Source organism: Bradyrhizobium paxllaeri (assembly GCF_001693515.2).
Lineage (GTDB): Bacteria > Pseudomonadota > Alphaproteobacteria > Rhizobiales > Xanthobacteraceae > Bradyrhizobium > Bradyrhizobium paxllaeri.
Map to the genome: position 1 here is coordinate 3,268,338 of NZ_CP042968.1, position 19,845 is coordinate 3,288,182.

Annotated in this window: 16 protein-coding genes; 10 read left to right on the forward strand and 6 right to left on the reverse strand. The window is 62.9% G+C overall.

The window, feature by feature from the left end; all coding sequences use genetic code 11:
* Position 1 precedes the first annotated feature (1 nt).
* Positions 2-655: a response regulator gene (locus LMTR21_RS15435; RefSeq protein WP_065750314.1), complete on the reverse strand. Its 654-nt coding sequence runs from the start codon at positions 653-655 to the stop codon at positions 2-4.
* On the reverse strand, positions 655-2,031 hold the full coding sequence (locus LMTR21_RS15440) for a histidine kinase (RefSeq protein ID WP_065750315.1): 1,377 nt from the start codon (positions 2,029-2,031) through the stop codon (positions 655-657). Before LMTR21_RS15440 ends, LMTR21_RS15435 begins: the two co-directional genes overlap by 1 nt.
* A gap of 214 nt (positions 2,032-2,245) precedes the next feature.
* On the opposite strand from LMTR21_RS15440, the gene LMTR21_RS15445 reads away from it, so the two are divergent.
* The 6 genes from LMTR21_RS15445 (at position 2,246) to LMTR21_RS15470 (ending at position 7,520) form a co-directional block, all read left to right on the forward strand.
* Positions 2,246-3,001 carry a MotA/TolQ/ExbB proton channel family protein gene (locus LMTR21_RS15445; protein WP_065750404.1) on the forward strand — a complete coding sequence of 252 codons (756 nt, stop codon included), beginning with the start codon at positions 2,246-2,248 and terminating at the stop codon, positions 2,999-3,001.
* Positions 2,991-3,662: a DUF2135 domain-containing protein gene (locus LMTR21_RS15450; protein WP_065750316.1), complete on the forward strand. Its 672-nt coding sequence runs from the start codon at positions 2,991-2,993 to the stop codon at positions 3,660-3,662. The genes LMTR21_RS15445 and LMTR21_RS15450 overlap by 11 nt, the downstream gene beginning before the upstream one ends.
* Complete coding sequence (locus LMTR21_RS15455) at positions 3,655-4,263, forward strand: hypothetical protein (RefSeq protein ID WP_065750317.1); 609 nt, start codon at positions 3,655-3,657, stop codon at positions 4,261-4,263. The genes LMTR21_RS15450 and LMTR21_RS15455 overlap by 8 nt, the downstream gene beginning before the upstream one ends.
* Before the next feature lie 344 nt (positions 4,264-4,607).
* Positions 4,608-5,204 (forward strand): TetR/AcrR family transcriptional regulator, encoded by a 597-nt coding sequence (locus tag LMTR21_RS15460; RefSeq protein ID WP_065750318.1) that lies wholly within the window; start codon positions 4,608-4,610, stop codon positions 5,202-5,204.
* Between the two features lie 150 nt (positions 5,205-5,354).
* Positions 5,355-6,095 carry a metallophosphoesterase family protein gene (locus tag LMTR21_RS15465; RefSeq protein WP_065750405.1) on the forward strand — a complete coding sequence of 247 codons (741 nt, stop codon included), beginning with the start codon at positions 5,355-5,357 and terminating at the stop codon, positions 6,093-6,095.
* A gap of 3 nt (positions 6,096-6,098) precedes the next feature.
* Positions 6,099-7,520 carry a bifunctional serine/threonine-protein kinase/universal stress protein gene (locus LMTR21_RS15470; RefSeq protein WP_065750319.1) on the forward strand — a complete coding sequence of 474 codons (1,422 nt, stop codon included), beginning with the start codon at positions 6,099-6,101 and terminating at the stop codon, positions 7,518-7,520.
* 20 nt (positions 7,521-7,540) lie between these two features.
* Here LMTR21_RS15470 and LMTR21_RS15475 read toward each other — a convergent pair whose 3' ends face one another.
* Together LMTR21_RS15475 and rpe are read right to left on the reverse strand one after the other, a co-directional pair.
* Positions 7,541-7,894, reverse strand: coding sequence for a hypothetical protein (locus tag LMTR21_RS15475; RefSeq protein ID WP_065750406.1), 354 nt, complete (start codon positions 7,892-7,894; stop codon positions 7,541-7,543).
* A gap of 354 nt (positions 7,895-8,248) precedes the next feature.
* Complete coding sequence (gene rpe, locus LMTR21_RS15480; RefSeq protein ID WP_065750321.1) at positions 8,249-8,950, reverse strand: ribulose-phosphate 3-epimerase; 702 nt, start codon at positions 8,948-8,950, stop codon at positions 8,249-8,251.
* A gap of 511 nt (positions 8,951-9,461) precedes the next feature.
* Here rpe and LMTR21_RS15485 point away from each other — a divergent pair.
* The 4 genes from LMTR21_RS15485 to LMTR21_RS15500 all read left to right on the forward strand — a co-directional run bounded on the left by LMTR21_RS15485 (position 9,462) and on the right by LMTR21_RS15500 (position 15,609).
* A complete protein-coding gene (locus tag LMTR21_RS15485; RefSeq protein ID WP_141688048.1) occupies positions 9,462-9,893 on the forward strand; it encodes a hypothetical protein in 432 nt (143 codons plus the stop codon).
* A 118-nt stretch (positions 9,894-10,011) separates the two neighbouring features.
* A complete protein-coding gene (locus tag LMTR21_RS15490) occupies positions 10,012-10,911 on the forward strand; it encodes a hypothetical protein (protein ID WP_141688049.1) in 900 nt (299 codons plus the stop codon).
* 274 nt (positions 10,912-11,185) lie between these two features.
* A complete protein-coding gene (locus tag LMTR21_RS15495; protein WP_084030365.1) occupies positions 11,186-14,596 on the forward strand; it encodes an adenylate/guanylate cyclase domain-containing protein in 3,411 nt (1,136 codons plus the stop codon).
* A gap of 269 nt (positions 14,597-14,865) precedes the next feature.
* Positions 14,866-15,609: an EF-hand domain-containing protein gene (locus tag LMTR21_RS15500; RefSeq protein ID WP_065750324.1), complete on the forward strand. Its 744-nt coding sequence runs from the start codon at positions 14,866-14,868 to the stop codon at positions 15,607-15,609.
* Positions 15,610-15,758: 149 nt separating this feature from the next.
* Here LMTR21_RS15500 and LMTR21_RS15505 read toward each other — a convergent pair whose 3' ends face one another.
* Both LMTR21_RS15505 and LMTR21_RS15510 read right to left on the reverse strand, forming a co-directional pair.
* Positions 15,759-16,754 (reverse strand): P1 family peptidase, encoded by a 996-nt coding sequence (locus LMTR21_RS15505; RefSeq protein WP_065750325.1) that lies wholly within the window; start codon positions 16,752-16,754, stop codon positions 15,759-15,761.
* Positions 16,755-16,823: 69 nt separating this feature from the next.
* Positions 16,824-19,562 carry a PAS domain S-box protein gene (locus LMTR21_RS15510; protein WP_084030374.1) on the reverse strand — a complete coding sequence of 913 codons (2,739 nt, stop codon included), beginning with the start codon at positions 19,560-19,562 and terminating at the stop codon, positions 16,824-16,826.
* Positions 19,563-19,845: the final 283 nt, after the last annotated feature.

Consider the following 19,845-nt stretch of genomic DNA (forward strand, 5'->3'; position numbering starts at 1 on the left):
GCTACAGGCTGGCCAGCCCGCATTCGACCGCAAGCCTGACAAGCTGGGCATCCGTGCGCATGCCGGTCTTGGTCTTGATCAAATAGTGGTAGTTCTGCACGGTCTTCATGCTGAGGTTGAGATTTGCGGCGATCTGCTCCGTGGTCGCACCGGCTGCCAGTTGTCGCAAAATCTCGATTTCCCGCTCGCCGAGCTGGTCGAGCGCCGATCCCGAAGGGGAGAGGCTTTCCAGCGCCAGCACGCGGGCGATGTCGTCGCTCATCGCCTGCTCGCCGCGGAGTATCGCGCGGATCGCCCGGATCAACTCGGCAGGGGCGGAGCCTTTGGTCACATAGCCGTTCGCCCCGGCATTGAAGGCCGCCTTCACCTGCGCTGCCTCGCTATGCATGCTGAAGACGAGAATGCGGGTGCTGGAACTGCGCGAGCGGATGTTCCTGACAGCTTCGAGGCCGCTCGCGCCCGGCATCAGGATGTCCATCACCACGACCGCGGGCGCGTGCGCCTTGAAGGCGCGGTAGGCGTCGGCCGCGTTGTCGGCCTCGGCCACCACATGGAAATCGTCCTGATGTTCGAGGACGCGCCGATAGCCCTGCCGGACCACGGGATGGTCGTCGACGAGCAGGATCGAAATACCTTGCGTCTGTGGCGCGGTCATCAGGCTGCAAGCGGGATCGTGGCGGCCACGCGCACCCCGCGATTGGCATCCGCGATCGACAGCGAGCCGCCCAGCGCGGTGATCCGTTCGCGAATGCCCGTCAACCCGAAGCCGGTGGACGCCGCCACTTTGGCCGCATCGCCGCCGCCATCGTCCTCGACATGGACCAGCAGCGCGTTTTCCGCGCCCGTGCGCCGCTCGATCCGGAGCACGATCTCGCGCGCCGAGCTGTGCCGCAGCGAGTTGGTCAGGCACTCCTGGGCGACGCGATAGGCGGTCGCGGCCACCGTGCCGCGGACGTCGGCGAGATCGCCCTTGAGGTCGAGCTGGATCATCGGCTGCGCCGAAGTCCGCGACCGCCAGCTATCGACGAGATCGACAAGGCAGGCCTCCAGCCCGAGTTCCTCGGCGGGCGGATGGCGCAGGCGGTTCAGCGCATCCCGCAGGCTGGCCATGATGCGATGGGTGGCCTGCGAGATCATCCGCGCGTCCTCGGCAATCTCACCCTGTTTCTGGTGCTGCGTCTGTGTGCCGGCCGCCTCGATCGTGTTGGCGAAAGCGAGGATCGCGGTCAGGTTCTGCCCGAACTCGTCGTGCAGTTCGCGGGCGAGCGCGCGCCTTTCGTCGCTGCGGATTTCGAGCAGGCGCCGGGTCAGCGCGGCGCGTTCCTCCATGGACTGCGCAAGGCGGTCACCGAGATCGCCGACGGCCTGTCCGATCATGGCAAGTTCCATCGACCGGAAGCGCGGCAGTGACGGCCGGTATTGGCCGCGGGCCATGCGCTGCAGGGCGGTGACGATCTGCTGTGCGGGTGCCAGCGTATGCGCGATCGCCAGCGACGCGAGAAGCGCGATGGCCACCGCCATCAGCAAGGCGAGGTTGATGTTGTCGAGAACGTGCTGCCAGGCCAGCGCGATGGCGGCAGCCGGATCGGGCGTGGCCGAGACGCTGCCTGCATTGGCGGCGCGCGTGCTGATCGGCCGGACGACCGGCGCGTGACTGCCGAGTAGGGTGTGCACGGCGGCCGCGAACCAGAGCGGCGGAGTTTGGCCGATCCCCTTGCTCTGGCCGCAGAGCGGCCCCTCGAATGCGCCGGCGGGCTCGATCCGAACGCAGATGCCCGGCGAAATCAGGCTCATCGTTTGAATGGTGCGCCATTCCGGCACCGGTACCAGCTGCTCGCGCATTCTGCTGCTGCGCAGCATCAATTCGCGCCAGTACAGCGCTTCCAGCGCCACCGAGACGCGTTCGGCGGAAGCAGCCGTGGCGCGATCGACGCTGCGATGGGCGTCGATCGTCGCCCAGATGGTGGCCGCTCCAAGGCACAGGGTGACGACGATGAACAGGCGGGCGACGAGTTGAAGCACGAGGCGCATACGATCACTCCGCGGCGTGTCGGTAAGCCTAACAGCACCGCCGATTGGTGCCAATTGCAAGCCGGGTCTGAGGTCCAGCTTGGGAAATTTTCCCAACCAACCCTGGGCGTATGTCTTTGGACGCAACCGGGACGGCTGATCTAACAAAGGCCAGAGGCCCGTTCGCTACCCGGCGTCGGGTGAAGCCTGCGGTTTGCCCAAGGAGCTGCGCTACATGAGTACCACGGCAAGCGCCGACACCTTGTCGCCGGCGGATACGTCGGAACGCAGCGTCCTGCTGTTGTGGATGATCTTCACCGGGCTATCGGTTTTCGCCATGGTCGTCTTATGGCGATACGGGTTGCTCCATCTGATGGTCGTTTCAGACCGCACCTATATTTCGAGCGTCATCGCCGTTCTCTACATCCTCACCTGCTTCCATTGCTTCTGGCGCAGCCGCGCGATCGCGCGCGAGGGCGAGATCACGCGCCGCTGCCGCGCTATCCTGTCGGCTCCCGGCGGGGCAAGGAGCCTTGATGACGTGCGTGCGCTTCCGGGCGGCCTGGTGCCGGATCACATCCGCAACCTGGTGATGAAGGCGCAGGCGCAGCCCGCCGGGCGGATCGACCAGACGCTCTTGCTGCGCTCGCTCGCCGATCGCCTGCGCGGCTCCAACGGGTTTGGCGCCTTCGTATCAGACACGCTGATGAAGCTCGGGCTGCTCGGCACCATCATCGGCTTCATCATCATGCTGGCGCCGATCGCAACGCTGGACGCGGCGGACAAGGCCGCGATGAAATCGTCCATGGGCCTGATGAGCGACGGCATGGCGGTGGCGATGTACACGACGCTGGCCGGCCTGATCGGCTCCATCCTCGTGAAGATTCAATACTACATGCTGGATGCCGCGACCCAGCGGGTGTTTTCCGACGCCGTCATGCTGACCGAGACGCACGTCACGCCCACGCTGGAACGCCGCCATGATGGATGATTTCGGTCTCTATCCGCGCGAGGAGCCGTTCGATCCGCTCGGCGTGATGCTGTTCAAGGCGCTGCAGGTGATCGCGTTCCTGTTCTTCCTGGCGCTACTGGCGGTCTCGCCGGACGCCAAGGACGGCAAGATCGATTCCAAAGCCGAGTTCATCATCACCATGGACTGGCCCGACAATCACCCTGATGATCTCGACCTGTTCGTGCAGGACCCCGCCGGCAACATCGCCTGGTACCGCCGCCGCGAGGCCGGCTTCCTCACGCTCGACCGCGACGATCGCGGCGGCGCCAACGATTTCATCGTCGTCAACGGCAAGAAGATTCACTCGCCGATCCGAGAGGAGATCGTCACCGTGCGCGGCGTCGTCCCCGGCGAGTATACGGTCAACATCTCGCACTTTCAGGCCACCACCGGCCAGCCCGTCGCGGTGAAGGTGAAGGTCCAGAAACTCAATCCGACCGCACAGGTGATCTTCGACGACAGGCTGACGGTGGACCACACCGGCGAGGAAAAGACCGCGCTGCGCTTCTGGCTCGATGCCGAGGGCAAGGTGGTCGACGTCCAGCAGCGGCAGAAGTCGCTAATGGAGACGTTCCGCAATGTCCGCGCCAATGGTGCGGACCTCGATCCGAAAACCGGTGTCAGGATGCGCCGTGAATAATTTGCAATCGGTCGTGCTCACGCTCTCCATCGCCTACGCGCTGATCGGCGCGCTGCTGCTGATTGTGCTGGTCTATGCCCGCTTGCCCTGGTCGGCCAAGGCGGTCGCGGTGGTCGTGACCAGCGCGTTCTACATTGCGAGCTTCATCGGCGTTCGCGGATTGTTGGGCTGGGCCAGCGTCGACGCGCTGCCCGCAAGCTTCAAGCTGCTGCAGGCCCGGATCGTGGAGCCGCACTCGCTGGAGGGTGATCCGGGCTCGATCTACCTCTGGGTCGAGGCGCTCGACGACGGCAATCGGCCGAGCGGCGTTCCGCGGGCCCATCGGCTTCCCTATAGCGACAGGCTTGCGCAAAAGACCGACAAGGCGGCCAGCGAGATCGCCGCCGGGCGTCCGCAGGGCGGCCGCGCCGCCGATTTTGGCGATGGCGGAGGCAACCTTCTCCAGGCCGCCCGGGAATACATCATGCCCACCGCGATCATCGATACTTCGGGAGGCGACTCCTCCACAGGCGAGGGATTGGCCGCAGTGCCCCGCGACGGCGACGGGGTGTCGTTTACGCCGCTGCTCCCGCCGCGGATGCCGCCCAAGGACCAGCAGTAGGTCCCGGGTGCGGGCGAACAGGCTCTGGAAAGGTCGATCAATCACGGATTATTGACTGACAGATATTGAAATCTGTCAGCGAGACATGCTATATCCATTGCCGACGCCGGTATTGGGCGTCACCCGGCTCGTTGGCACTGAGCCGGGGACTTGCAAAGGACTACCGTTATGACTGCCCACATCATTCATCTGGCTACCCAAATCCAGCGCTGGCTCGACCAGAGCGTAGCCCGTCACCTGGCCGCCCAGGCCGAGCGGCTGGAACCGGCGAAACATTAAGCTCGTCCGGGGCATTACAGGGGGACTAGAATGACCACTCGTCCGATCGTTTCGCAGGTGCGCGCATGAACGAAGTCGTGGCTCTGACCCCCGAGCGGATCCTGGAGGTTACCGAGGACGTTCTGCGCCGCTACGGACTAGCCAAGGCAACGGTGGTGGATGTTGCCCGCGCCCTCGATGTCAGCCACGGCAGCGTCTACCGCCATTTCCCCAGCAAGGCCTCGTTGCGCGAGGCGGTGGCCAAGCGCTGGCTTGACCGTCTCAGCGCGCCGCTCTTGAAGGTCGCGCAAGCGTCCGGCCCGGCGCCGGCGCGGCTCGATAAATGGCTGCGAACGATGTTCGCGATCAAGCACGAGCGGCTCGGCGACGACCCCGAAATGTTTGCGACCTACCTGACGCTGGCGCGCGAGGCCTGCAAGGCCGTGTCCTGCCACAAGGACTGCCTGGTCGATCAGATCGCGCTGATCCTCTCCGACGGCGTGAAGCAGGGCACGTTTGAGGTCGCCGACGTCAAGGCGACGGCGCGCGCCATTTTCGACGCCACCAGCCGCTTCCACCATCCCGCGCATGCTGAGGAATGGAACGAACCCGGTGCCCCGGCGCGGATCGACGCGCTGCTTGGGCTGTTGCTCAAGGGTCTGGAAGCGCCGCGCAAGCGTTGACCTTTTCCCGCACTATTGATCGCCGCTGCGAGCGGCGATGTCCCGTGACCCTCGCGCCTTCCGCCTGATTGCAACCCGCAAGCCGCCTGTTGTTTGATATCCATCAAGGCAGGCGCTGGTGCGTGCGCGATGATGGATGCGGAGGAAAATGTGCGGCTGGCTATCTTTGCCGATATCCATGCTAACCGGCAGGCGTTCAGCGCGTGTCTTAATGCCGCGCGCGCCCGCGGCGCGGAACGGATCGTCTGCCTGGGCGATGTCGTCGGCTATGGCGCCGACCCGGAATGGTCGGTCGATACCGTGATGGGCCTTGTCGATGACGGCGCGCTTGCCGTCATCGGCAACCATGATCACGCCGTCGGCACCCCGTCCGAGAACATGAATGCCGCAGCCACGGCCGCGATCGAGTGGACACGCGGCAGGCTGAGCGTCGCGCAACGGCGCTTTCTGGCGGAATTGCCGCTCCGCGTGCGCGAAGACGATCGCCTCTACGTGCACTCCGAAGCCTCGCACCCGTCGCAATGGCGCTATGTACGCGACACGCCGGATGCCGCGCGCAGCATCGAGGCCACCGACGCCCATGTCACCTTCTGCGGACATATCCACCGGCCGGCGCTCTATTCGATGTCGCCGGCGGCGAAGATGACGAGCTTCATCCCGACCACGGACGTGCCGGTGCAGTTGCTCGGCGGCCGGCGCTGGCTCGCCGTTGTCGGCTCCGTCGGGCAGCCGCGCGACGGCGACCCGGCGGCCTCGTTCGCGATGCTCGACACGACCTCGCGCGAGATCACCTATTGCCGCGTGCCGTATGATGTGGAGGCGGCGGCGGATCGGATTCGCGCCAACGGTCTGCCGCATTGGCTGGCCGATCGTTTGCTCATGGGGAAGTAAGGGATGGCGAAGCCTGCAATCGCGCCTGGCGCAGAGCTTGACGGCTTCACGATCGGCGAGCGCGTCCACCAGGGCGGCATGGCGACGCTGTGGACGGTGACCCATCCCGGCATCACCGTGCCGATACTGATGAAAGTGCCGCGGGCGTCCGAGGGCGAGGATCCAGCCGCCATCGTCTCTTTCGAAATGGAACAGATGATCCTGCCGCGGCTGGCTGGGCCGCACGTGCCGGGCTGCTTCGGCAGCGGCGATTTCAGCCGTCAGGCCTATGTCGTCATGGAGCGCATTCCCGGCCAGACGCTTCTGAGCCGGATCGACAGGCTGCCGATCCCCTATGAAGAGGCGAGGGTGATCGGGGGACAGATCGCCACCGCGCTGGCGGACCTGCACCGGCAGAACGTCATCCACCACGACATCAAGCCAAGCAGCATCATGTTCCGTCCCTCCGGCGAATGCGTGCTGATCGATTTCGGCCTGTCGCATCACAACCAGTTGCCGGATTTGCTGCAGGAAGAGTTTCGTCTGCCTTACGGCACCGCGCCTTATATGGCGCCGGAGCGCCTGCTCGGTGTTCGCGACGATCCGCGCAGCGATCTGTTTTCGCTCGGCGTGCTGCTCTACTTCTTCACCACCGGCGAGCGGCCGTTCGGCGAGAGCGAAACGCTCCGCGGCATGCGCCGGCGGCTGTGGCGCGATCCCTATCCGCCGCGCCAATTGCGGCCGGACTATCCGCCCTGGCTGCAGGAAATCGTGCTGCGGTGCCTGGAGATCGAGCCGGTCTGGCGCCATCCGACAGCTTCCCAACTGGCGTTCGAACTGGCCCATCCCGACCAGGTCAAGCTGACGGCGCGCTCGGAGCGGCTAAAGCGCGATCCGCTCAGCACGGTATGGCGCCGCCGCTTCAATCAGGGCGTAGCCGTGCCGAAATCGAAATCCGATGTGGCGGCCCAACTCGCTTTGGGGCCGATTGTGGTCGTTGCGCTCGACACCGAGGAGGGGTCGCCGATGCTCAACGATTGCCTGCGCCGGACCGCCGCACAGCTACTCTCGACATTGCCGTCGGCGCGGCTCGCCTGTCTCAACGTGCTCAAGCTCGGCCGCATCACCATCGATCGCACGCTCGACGAGCAGGGCAACAACAAGCATATCGACCGCATGGTAGCGCTCCGGCATTGGGCGCAGCCGCTGGAGCTCGACGAGGGCCGGCTTACGGTGCACGTGCTGGAGGCCATCGATCCCGCCGCCGCGATCCTGGAATTCACCAGGGTCAACCATGTCGATCACATCGTGATGGGCGCGCGACAGAACTCCATGCTGCGCACCTTGCTCGGCAGCGTCGCCGGCAAGGTCGCCGCCGAAGCCGCTTGCAGCGTGACGGTGGTGCGTCCGCCGCGGTCGGCGGTGGTCGCGGAAGGCGAGGGGTAGCGCCGGATCGCGGCGCGTATTCACTCGAGTGTCTGGACAGGCGGCGCCTTTGAGCGCGGCGGGTTCGGCGCGGGATAGCTGGTGGCGCGGCCGCTTCGTTCGGCGGGGCCGACGGCTTCCGCCCTCGCGCCGCGCACGCTGTCGCGTGACGACTGCCGCCGATGCCGCGACGAGCGCGAGCCTTCCAGTCCCCATGAGCGCGAGATCGAAGGCCCGGCGGTGTAGCCGACGAAGGCGCCGGCCACGGCCCCGACCGGTCCAAGCACGACGGCGCCGGCGACCGCGCCCAGCGCAGCATCACCGGCACGCTGCGCGAGCGCGGCCGAGGGCGCGAGGACCAGGAGCAATGCGGCAGTGGTGAAGGCCTTGATCATATTTTTGTCCCATCCGTGAAAGGCGGGATGCTGATCTGCCTTTATGGCGAGATGCGTGACGCTTTGTGGCCGCAGCATGGACTTTAGGGTTCCATGGCTTGCAGCACGCCGTTGTGGCTTTCCTGCCGGCGAGCTTACGGGGTTCGACGCCGTGCGCGCTCCAGAATTTCGCCGACACCTGAAGGGTTTCGCACGGAGCGGAACCCGTAGCGGCCGGTGTAATCGGTCTCGGGAGAGCGGGTCGATCGCCCCGACGCGAAGTTGATATGGCCGGCGCCGCGGCCGATGTCGGCTAGCTCGAATGTCGCGACGGCATAAGGAATGGTTCGGCGCGTGAGGGACGGGCGATCCGCGTCAGGCCGCTTCGCCGCGCGCCAGCGCCGCCGCATGACGGATCGCGGAAATGTTGGCCTTGTAGCTGTCCACGGTGCCGCCCTTGAATACCGCGGAGCCCGCGACCAGCGCGTTGGCGCCGGCGGCGGCGAGCTGGCCGGCGACATCGGGTCCCACGCCGCCATCGACCTCGATGTCGATCTGACGTCCCGCCGTCATCGCCCTGATATCGCTGACCTTGCCGAGCGCGGACTTGATGAAGGCCTGGCCGCCGAAGCCGGGATTGACCGACATGACAAGCACCAGATCGATCAGGTCGATGACATATTCGATCGCGCTCACCGGCGTGCCGGGGTTGAGCGAGACGCCGGCCTTCTTGCCGAGCGCGCGGATCGCCTGCAGCGAACGATGCAGATGCGGGCCGGCCTCGGCATGGACGGTGATGTGATCGCAGCCGGCCTTTGCGAACGCCTCGAGATAGGGGTCGCAGGGCGAGATCATCAGATGGGCGTCGAAGATCTTCTTGGTGTGCGGGCGCATCGCCTTGATGACGTCGGGGCCGTAGGAAATGTTCGGCACGAAATGCCCGTCCATCACGTCGAGATGGATCCAGTCGGCGCCCGCCGCGTCGACGGCGCGAACCTCCTCGCCAAGCTTGGCGAAATCCGCGGCCAGGATCGACGGCGCGATGACGAGGGGACGTGACGCAAATTGCTGAGACATGTGCGCTTTCCCGAAACGCTTGCGAGTGGGCGGAGTGGCTCCGGGTAACATGCAGGGCGGCCGAGGGCAATGCTGGCAATCGCGGCGCTCGCCACGAAATGCAAGCATGATAGGCCGTAACGGATCTGTTGGATCGGTTCGGCTTCGAGCTTGAAAGGCAAGGCTATCCGTCATGCCGTGAAATCGTTGGACTGAACACTGGCTTCGACCTGGCATGAAGACATGCTCGAGAGCGAGGAGATGGACAGCAGTCAACTGTACAGATTGCGACCACGTACCGTCCAACCGGGCGCCGAGGCACAAAACCATGATCGCCGCGCCGGGAGCCGGCCGCAGGTCTTTCCGTCGGCACAGTGCATGTATTGTCCTTTAGGCCGATAGACTATTCCAACTTGCCACAACAAAAATCTACAACTAAGGTAGTTGAGCTAGGCGGACGGCAAGCTGCTGGCCCTCCGCAAAATACTTACTCTGATTAAGTTGCTGAACCTGCTTAGCGAGGAAGGCGACCATGGCCATTAAAAAGCTAGTCCCAAATCCTAATCCCAGCGTAGTAACACCAGACACTGTAACGATACCCAGCTTTTCCTTTAGTCCCAATGATGGCCTCGCAGAAATGATTGTCGAGGCGTGGTCTAATGAAGACTTTCGAAGCAAACTATTGGAACGAGAGACGCCGCTGAACCCTGGCGATTCTCCCAAGCCGACGGACATTGCCGTTCAGATCGCCACATCATCGGTCAATGCACGAGGCTTCAATCTGAAGCGGGCCGTCGTTATCTCGGAACTAGAGCACGATCGCGACAACTATGTAATGCAAGATGCCAATGAAGTCGTCTTTGTGCTTCCGGATCAAACGCGCATCGGGACGCCCTTCGCCTCGCGCAGCTCTCTTCTCGATACGGCCCGTTTGCTGATGGCCTGCACGCCCAACGGAATCTAACGCTGTTACGACCAGGGTTCGGGCAAGGCGGCGTGTCCGCTGCCATGCCCTAAGCTCAATACACATCAGTCGCGTCCGCCGATCATCATTGGCGAGCACTGGAAGTGGGAGGCTTCGAATGGCACGGCAGATAGCAGAGTGGGTCAAAGTCACGGGCGATATTTCGATCATTGCTCGCGAGTCGGGAGAGGTCTGGTTTCATACCTCGAGCGGCAAAGGGGACGCAGATCCATTCGCGACGCCTATGACGGGCATCGGCGCGATGGGCAGCACGGTCAGCCTGCTGGACGGTGCAATCAATCTCGGATTTGCCGGAATTGAAAATCGTCTCGCGCACCCGGAGCCGACGCTCGTGGCCTACATCGTCGCGCTGGTCGGCGCCTATCACACGTCTGTCGACACACCTCGAAATCTCCAGCGTGCCGCCAGGCGCTTCAACGACCTGGGGAGACCCGAGGTCGCTGCCTACCTTGAAGAGCGGGCCCGTGAGGAGACCGGTCACGACCGGCTCGCGCTGAAGGACCTGCGTGCGCTGGGAGTGCCCGCCGAGCGGCTCGTCGCCAACTTCATCCCGGAGGGCATCAAGCCGCTCTGCAAGCGCTTCGACGATCTCTGTGTTGAGGATTATCCCATCGGATGCATCGGCTATTCTTACTGCCTGGAGCGTATTGCCGCGCTCAAGCAGGAGGCCGATGTCAAGAAGGTGCAGGCGATGTGTCCGGATGGCGTCGATGCAACCCGATTCCTTAGAAGTCACAGCGCCCTCGGAAGCGAGGCCAGCCACGTCGAAGAAACGATCAAGTTCGTCGCCTCGCTTCCCGCAGATGACCGTATCAAGGTCGTTCGGGAGACGTACCAATCGGCATTGATTCTGGCGAAGGGATATAATCACGAACTCCTCAAATCCGATGCGGAACTGCTCGAGGAAATTGAACAGGCGCTCGGAGAGGCGCTCCCGTACTGTCTCGGTTCATATCCGTCGCACGATGAAAAGCGCGGGGCTCGGCCCGCGGCATGAGCTGAATGGCGTGACGGCCATTGCGGTTGCGGTTTCAAACGACGATGCCTGCGTGGCTCCCATGATGGGCTGCCCGGTGAGCGCGGTTGGCATCGGTGCGCCAAGCTTCAGCTTCTCGCACCCTTCTGCGACCCGTGCGGCGCTGCCGGCGTCGAGCATCCCGCTATCCCCAGGCTTGACGCACTGACGATGTTTCCGAGGCAAGCCCTTGGCCCATTTTGATGTCGCCATGCAAAAGAAGTGCTAATGTGCTAAGTGCGCACCAGAAGGTGCATTGATCGAAAGCAACAGCGGCAGTCACATCGCGGGCGTCGGGGCCTCTGCAATGACGAAGTCAACCGCCGAGTTAGCCGAGTGGCTCAGTAGCCATGGTCTGGGTCAGTACGCCCAGACTTTCGAAGAAAACAACATCGATTACTCCGTTCTTGCAGAACTGACGGAAGATGACCTCCAAAAACTTGGAATTTCCTCGTTAGGTCATCGCAAGAAGCTGCTCAGGGCCATTGAAGACTTGACCGGTGCGCGCCGACACACCGCCGCAACGACCGCGGTTTCAGGCGTTGCAACGGCGCCATCACGTTTGCAACAAGGCGAAGTTGAATTCCGTCAGATAACAGTCTTGTTTGTCGATCTGGTGGGATCCACGCAGCTGTCGGAGCAGTTGGATCCTGAGGATCTCCAGAAAGCCATTGAAGCGTATCGGGCGGAGTGCAGCACGGCAATTTCGCGCTACGGAGGCGAGGTCCCCCGCTATATCGGCGATGGCGTGATGGCAATTTTCAAATCACACGAGGATGACGCCGCGCGTGCCATTCACGCCGCCCTGGAGATCGTTTCCGGAGTACCGAAGCTTTCAGTGCCTGTTACCCTGGCTTGCCGGGTAGGTATTTCCTCGGGCCCGGTGGTTGTCGGCGAAATGGGCGCCAGCGGTTCGTGGTCGATGGACGCGGTAGGAGAGACCCCGAACATTGCCGCGCGACTACAGGCTCTTGCTGCTGTCAACACGGCTCTCATCTCGGAATCGACCAGGCGCCTCGTATCGGCAGCTTTTGATTTTCAGGACCTGGGGCTCAAGGAGCTCAAAGGCGTAACTGAACCTATTCATGTATACCGCGTGCTCTCGGTCAAAGATACCGCCAGCCGGTTCGAGGCTGCGCATGCGGGCTCGCTTACTCCGCTCGTTGGACGCTCAAGCGAGCTGAGCTTGCTGCTCGACAGGTGGCAGAAAGTCAAAGAGGGTGACGGCCAAGTCATTTTCCTTTCGGGTATTCCCGGCGTCGGAAAATCAAGACTTCTCCACGAATTGACATCGCAAATTCAGCTGGAGCCACACGTCCTGCTGCACCATCAGTGCTCGCCCTATCACGCTCAGAGCGCGCTTTTTCCGGTAAAGGAGCAGATCCGGCAAGCGGCGCAACTAACCGCTCGCGAGAGCGACTCGGAAAAGCTCGCCAAGCTTAAGGCTTACCTTCCGCTCTCAACTGAAAATTCAATAGAGCCGGTCCTGCTGATTGCAAACCTGCTATCAATCCCTTTGGAAGATCACCTGGAATTTTCCGGTCTTACGCCGCAGCAAATAAAGAACAGGACGATCGGTACGCTTGTCGACATGCTCTTGGCGTTTTCCGCCCAGCGTCCCACCGTGTGCATCTTCGAGGATATGCATTGGGTGGATCACACGACGCAGGAATTTCTTCAATTGATTATCAGTCGGATCGACCACGCGCGCGTGCTGCTTATTGTGTCGTGCCGACCGGAGTTCCGGCCCGCATGGATTTCTCATCCCAACACCACGGTGCACTCGCTCACTCGATTGTCGCACACCGAAGTCAAGGCAATGATCCAAGGTCTCCTGAGGGGCGGGAACATGCCCGAATCGCTGCTCGATCAGATTATCGAGAAGGCCGATGGCGTCCCGCTATACATAGAGGAACTGACAAACAGTACGTTGAGCGTACCTTTGCGAACGCGAGGTGCTTTCGAGCGCACGGCAAAACCAGCTTTGCTGAAGGTTCCAGAGACGCTGAGTGACGCATTGATGGAGCGGCTCGATCGCGTCGCGCCGGGTCGCAAACTTGCACAGATAGCGGCTGTGATCGGACGCGAATTCTCCTATGACCTCCTGTCGGCAGTCTCACAAGCTGACGAAGAGGATATGCTGTCAGCCCTCTCGTTGCTCGAGCGGGCTGATATCATATATCAAGTCGACATTTCGCCTTTCGTGCGTTACGCCTTCAAGCATGTGTTGTTGCGCGATGCGATGTACGCGTCTTTGCTTAGGAGCAAACGGCAGCAGATCCACTCGGACATCGCGGCGATTTTGGAGCAAGACTTTCCCGAACTTGCAGACAATCAACCCGAAGTCCTGGCCTATCACCATCAAGAAGCAGGCAATCACCAACTGGCTATCCGTTGCTGGTTCAAATCCGGGCAATACGCGCTCGCGCATTCCGCCAACGTCGAAGCGATTGCTAATTTTCGAAAGGCACTTCAGCTCCTGAGCGCGTTGCCCGAAGCGCCCGAACGGACCAAGCAGGAGATCGACATTCAACTGGCATTGGGAATACCGCTTATCGCCGTTCGAGGGTATGCCTCCGCGGAAACCTGCGAAGCGTTTTCCCGGGCGCGCGCTCTATGCCTGCAACTTGGCAACATCCCGGAATATTTCCAGGCCCTGTTTGGGTTGTGGGGGCACTCCTGGATGTGCGCACGGCATGATGAGGCGCTGCCAATGGCCGAAGAGTTTCTGTCGCGGTCAGAAGCGTTGTCCGACCCCGTGCTGCTGATGGTGGCTCATAGGGTGATGGGCAGCACGCTATTGACTATCGGGGACTTCCAGTCGTCAGCGAGCCATTTCGAGGAGACAATCAAGCTTTCAGGTGGCAAAGGAAAACAGCCGCTATCCGGCCTTTACATGGTGGAGCCCCAAGTGGCTTCGCTGCTGCTCCAGTCGTGGTGCCTGTGGTTCCTGGGCTATCCCGATCGAGCGCTCTTGCGTGTTTCGGAAGCGCTCGCGTTGGCACAAGATCTTGGTCACCCCTACACGCTGGCGTTTGCCCATTACATGACCTCCGTTGTGCACCTTCTCCGTGGCGATGCCACTCGCGCCTTCGAAAGCGCCGAAAAAAGCTTCGAAATGTCGCAAGAGCAGCGGTTTTCGCTGTATGTGATCTTGTCGAGAATATCGCGAGGCCGGGCAATCGGTGAATTAGGTCGAGTTGGAGAGGCCCGAGCCGAAATAGCACGGGGAATCGAGGAAGCGCGGCTCAACGGCCTTGGCTTCATGCTTCCAATGATGGATAGCTGGCTGGCGGACATGCACGCCAGGGCCGGCGAAAATGAGCGCGCGCTAGCGATTGTCGATGGGGTCTTGGCCAATATTGATGACGTGACAGGCAGGTCATGGGAAGCGGAATTGCATCGGCAGAGAGCGCAAATTCTTTTGGCACTCAACCCCTCCGAGGTAAGCGAAGCCGAGTCCCATCTTATGAAGTCTATGGAAGTGGCGCGCGGTCAAAGCGCGAGGTCCCTGGAATTGCGCGCCGCCACCAGCCTTGCAGAACTCTGGCGGACGCAAGGAAGGCTTGATGAGGCGCGCGCGCTTCTAGAACCGATCTGCCGCTCGTTTGATGAAGGAGCAGGAACGGCTGACCTCAAGCGTGCGCGCGCCGCCCTAACCGGATAACCGTATTGACGCTGGGCCGGGTTGTTTGCCTACCCGGCCCAGCGAACCTCACAAGGCTCACTACATTTCGGCCGGAGTGATGTCTGGTTGCCAGTTCGAGCTGTCTTCCGAGGCAAAATCTGCCGCGACAGGCATCTATTGCCGGGTTGAATGGAGCGTACGAATGCGGGAATGCCCGGTTTTATTGGGCTTTTCGCACTGGCACGACGCTTGCTGAGGAGAGGGGAGCACGTTCAGCCGCTGTCCCTGCGGCCTGTTGGAGTTCCGCCATGTTCTTTGCTCTGGGCGCCGCGTCATCGGCCATCGATGCCCTCAAGGCGCTAGCGTCGTCGAAATCGTCTGCGCAGACCAGCGGCGCCAGCCAGAACTCCGCAGGCACGTTTGCTTCGATGACCTCGAACGCGTCGGCTTCGATCGGTCCGGGAGTAGGCTCGGGCGGCAGCGGCGCTTCGTCGATATCGCCGGAAACCATGAGCGCGCTGCTTGACGCGCAAAGCCAGTCCAGCTCGGATGTATCGTCGCTGTCGATGCGCTCGAAGTCTTTGAAGGATTGGTTCGCCAAGGTCGACAGCGACAGCGACGGCAAGATCAGCAAATCGGAGTTCGAGGCACTCGCCGCCGGCGGCAACAATGCCGCCCAAGCCGACAGTGTGTTCGGCAAGCTCGACAAGGACGGCGACGGCTCGGTCAGTTTGAAGGAGCTGGCCTCGGCGCTGCGGCCCGGCAAGGGTCACCGCAAACCTGATGATGCCAGCGGTAGCAACGGATCAGGCTCCGATCCCTTCTCGCAGGCTTTGCAGGGCGCCACCACCACGACCGTTACCAACAGCGACGGTTCGGTGACGACGTCGCTGACCTATGCCGATGGTTCGAAGGTGACGATCACGTCGCCTGTATCAGGCAGTTCATCCAGCGCCGCGACATCGTCCTACAATTTCATTGAGCAGATGATCCAACGCCAGGCCCAGGCGATTTCGTCCGGCGCCACCGCATCGCTCTCGATGAGCGCCTGATTTCGAGACCCGGCGAGATCCCTTCGGACTGCGACCTTTACATAGTGAGCATGGTCTCCCGCGCAAACGCGTTCCGCGTTTGTCGCGAGGGAAAACCGGTATCCACTTTTCCTCGGGACAAGCGCGAAGCGTTTGCCCGGAGACATGCTCTAACCGAAGCGATCGCTCCACGCCGGAAGCGCACCCAGAAAGGGTAGCGCGGTCGCAGCATGGACGCCGCGCGCAATCGCGCGCGCGACCGTGTTGGCGGCCACCATGCCGAGCTCGGTGAGGCCGAACAGCGGATCGACCGGCTTCTTGCCGGTCGCCGCGGCAAACACCACGTCACCATCAGTCGTTGCATGGACGGGATAGATGGCGCGCGCCATGCCGGTGTGCGCGATCATCGCCAGCCGTTTGGCCTGCGGTTTTGTCAGCACGGCGTCTGTGACCACGACCACCAGCGTGGTGTTCTCCGCAGGCGTTACCGCCGGTCCGCCCTTCAGGCGCGCCCGCAGCATATCCGGCGTGAACGCGGGCGGCAGTCCGCGTCCGCCAAACTCGTTATCCTGTTCGAACGGCGCCGCCCAGAACCACGGGCCGTCGCCGATCGTGACGCTGCCCACCGCATTGACCACCGCGAGCGCGCCAACGGTGACGCCCCCTTCGGTCTGTGCGGAAGCCGAACCAAGTCCGCCCTTGAAATTGGCCGTGGTCGCGCCGAGGCCGGCGCCGACGCTGCCCAGCGAGAAATCGGCGCCCGCCGTGTTCGCCGCCGCGTAGGCGAGATCGCGATAGGGCGGGAAGCGTCCCCATGCCTTGTTGCCGCCGTTGAGCAGGTCGAAGCAGATCGCGCCCGGGACGATCGGGATCAGCGCGTCGCGCACCCGAAAGCCGCGTCCCTGTTCTGCAAGCCACGCCTGCACGCCGCCGGCGGCATCCAGTCCAAGCGCCGAGCCGCCGGAAAGCGCGATGCCATCGATTGCCTCGAGGGTGCTTTCAGGCTTCAGCAGGGCGTCCTCACGGGTACCGGGGCCGCCGCCGCGTACATCGATCGAGGCGACAGCGGGAGAATCGAACAGGATCGCGGTGACGCCGGAGGCGACGCTTGCGTCATGGGCGTGGCCGACGCGGACGCCGGAAACATCGGTGAGGAGATTTTTCAAAGCGCGGGTCCCTGGGGCTGCGCCCGCGTGGGGCGTGCCATCCACGGATATATCAGCCGCAGGGCTTGCTCAACTGGCAAGCGCCAGCCGGATCATCCGGGCGAGTTCGGATTTGCGATAGGGCTTTGCCAGCAGCAGCACGCCGGAATCCAGCCGGCCGTGATGAACGATGGCATTCTCGGTATAGCCCGACGTGTACAGCGTCTTGAGGTCCGGCCGCCGTTTCAGCGCCTCGTCGACGAGCTGGCGGCCGTTCATGGTGCCGGGCATGATCACGTCGGTGAAGAGCAGGTCAATGGCGGGCCCGTCGTCGATGATGCGCAAGGCGTCGGACGCGTTGGCCGCCGCCAGCGTGGTGTAGCCCAGGCTCTCGATCTGGGTGATCACATAGCGCCGCACCAGCGCATCGTCCTCGACCACGAGCACCGTTTCGCTGCCGCCCTCGACGTCGGCCGCGACTTGCGCCTCGTCCGCGGTCTGATCCAGGCCCGTTGCCCGTGGCAGGTAGATCTTGACGGAGGTGCCGTGGCCTTCCTCGCTGTAGATCTTGACGTGTCCGCCCGATTGCTTGACGAAGCCGAACACCATGCTGAGCCCGAGGCCGGTGCCCCTGCCGACTTCCTTGGTCGTGAAGAACGGTTCGAATACCCGTTCGAGCAGGGCGGGCGGGATGCCCGAACCGGTATCGCTGACGGCGATCATCACGTAGTGGCCGGGTGCAACCTCGTTGTGCAAGTCCGCGTAGTTTTCGTCGAGGAAGACATTGCTGGTCTCGAACGCGAGCTTGCCGCCATTGGGCATGGCGTCGCGCGCGTTGATGGCCAGGTTGAGGACGGCCGTGGTGAGCTGGTTCGGATCGGCCAGCGCGGTCCATGCATCCTCGGCCAGCAATGGCGTGATTTCGATGTGTTCCCCGAGCGTGGGGTGCAAGAGCTTCGCCGCCTCCAGCACCAGCGCGTTGACGTCGATCTCGCGCGGCTGCAGCGGCTGCTTGCGGGCAAAGGCGAGGAGGTGCTTGGTCAGATTGGCCCCGCGGTCGGCGGCTTCGTCGATCAGCTTGGCAACGGCGGCGAGCTGCGGCTGACCGGCGACGGCTTCCTCCAGAATGCCGATGGTGCCGGTGATCACGGTCAGGATGTTGTTGAAGTCGTGGGCGACGCCACCCGTGAGCTGGCCGACCGCATCCATCTTCTGCGCGTGCCGCAATTGGGCTTCCGCCGCCTGCTTTTCGGTCAGGTCGCGGCCGATGAAGAAATGGCGGCGGACCGGTTCCGACCACGTCCCGGTCCAGTTCAGCGTGACGGATTTGCCGTCCTTGCTGACATAGCGCGTCTCGAAATTGCGCTTGCTTCTTCCTCGCCGGCCCGCCCGCATCTCCTTGCGGGTGTGTTCGAGATCGTCGGGGTGGATGAAGTTGATGGCGTTGTGTCCGACCATTTCAGACGGCTGATATCCGAGGATGTCGATGACGCTCGGGCTGACCTGGATCAAATTCCCCACGGAGTCGCTCACCAGGATGAGGTCGTTCGACGATTCAAATATGCGTCGCCGTTCTTCCATCTCCTGGCTGAGCGCCTGCTCGGTTCGCCGGCTTTCCGTAATGTCGCGCGCAATCTTGGACGCGCCGATGATCTGGCCGGAAGCCGACCTGATCGGCGAGATGCTGAGCGAAACGTCGACGGCTCGTCCGTCCTTGCAGACGCGCGAGGTTTCATACTGCTCGATCCGCTCGCCGCGGCCGACCCGCTCCAGCATATCGCCGATCTCCGCGCGCCTGTCCGGCGGCACGATGAGATCGATGCTCTTGCCGACCGCTTCCGTCGCCGTGAAGCCGAACAGGCGCTCTGCGGCGCCGTTCCAGCCGGAAATGGTTCCGTCGAGCAGCTTGGTGATGATGGCGTCGTTGGACGATTCCACGACGGCGCTGAACAGGCGCTCGCGCTCAGTCCGAAGATTCCTTTCCGAGTCGATTTCCCGGCGCGATGTTCCAAGCAGGCGCGCCAGCTTGCCCTGCAGGCCGACATTATCGATCAGCAACACCGTGAGCACGAAGCTCGCGGCGCACAGGCCGTAGATGCGGCCGAGATAGAAGCCGACATCGAAGCGCGCCACGTTCAGGATCGCCGACAGGGCGACATCGAACAACCAGGCGCTCATCACGACCATCAGCCAGACGTCGAGGACGAAATGCGGCCGGCGCAGCCACAGCACCGCCAATGCCGCCAGGCTCAGGCACCATACGGTGGAGACCACCCCAAGCATGACCGGCGTGTAATGACCGCCGCCGAGAAGGATCGGCAGACGGTCGTGCTGGGCGGTGACGATCCAGGTGAACGCGGCCATCATGGCACCGACCGCAACGATGCTGGTCACGACGGCCGTGCCGGCCGAGCCTCGCATCCTGTCGTTGTCCGTCGCCTTCAGCAGCGCATATCCAAGCACCAGCAGCGGAAATACGCCGTGCCATACCATGTAGAGCCAGACGGTGGTCTGCGCTCCCGCACCGAGCAGCCCGCCTGGCGCGAACAGGCCGGGAAAGGTGAGGGCATGGACGATGGCCGCCATCGCCGTGAACAAATACCCGCTCGCGAGCAGCAGCAACGCCCGCGAGCGGGTAATCGCGAATTGCGAAAACAACAGGACGGTGGTGATCAGGTCGTTGATGGCCAGCGCGGACTGGTAGCTCGCCACGAATGCCGGCATCGGCGGAAGCGGCACCCCGGCAAACGGCACCGCGATGGCGAACAGCACCGCCGAGACGCAGACCACGACGAGCGCCATCCTGCGGTCGCCGCGGGTCGCCGGCATCGTGGAAAGAAAGATGTTGCGCTCGTCACCCAAACATCATCTCCGCAAAAAGTGGCAGCGAACGCGAACGCAACCGTCACAAAGGTTTCAAATACGCATAAACAGTCTATCCGATGCGGCCGACCATCCGGCCAATACGCAGGAATCGCCTACTCAAAGCTACGCTAGCGGCGCCTCGGCGGGAATCAACCCAAGGTACTATCTGAGGGACGGGGAGGCCGATTAAGGGTAACCACCTCTTTACCGACCGGCTCAATAATGCCTGCGGAACCGCCAAATCCAC